Here is a 285-nt window from a genome sequence, read left to right as displayed (position 1 = left end):
ATTCGTAACATGGTTAGAAACAGAAAATTATCGAAATCTATTTCTGATGCAGGGTGGGGAATGTTTCGAAACATGCTTGCTTACAAATGTGAAAGTCATGGCGGTGTACTCATCAAAGTAGAACCAAAATATACTTCACAAGACTGTTCTTTTTGTGGGAATCGTGTGAAAAAGTCTCTCTCTATTCGTACTCACATATGTACAAAGTGTGGAACAGTGTTAGATAGAGACTATAATGCGAGCCTGAACATCTTACAAAAAGGATTAGAAGAATTGCTTATCACA

1 protein-coding gene is annotated in these 285 nt (G+C 36.5%); it reads left to right on the top strand.

What is annotated here, in order from left to right; genetic code table 11:
* Window positions 1-285, top strand: a 285-nt coding sequence (locus MR076_RS26165) for an RNA-guided endonuclease InsQ/TnpB family protein (RefSeq protein WP_242225438.1), incomplete at both ends; no start/stop codon positions are given.

This window comes from Bacillus cereus group sp. BfR-BA-01380, from assembly GCF_022663535.1.
GTDB classification, from domain to species: Bacteria; Bacillota; Bacilli; order Bacillales; family Bacillaceae_G; genus Bacillus_A; species Bacillus_A cereus_BB.
This window is presented reverse-complemented; position numbering and strand designations above follow the sequence as displayed.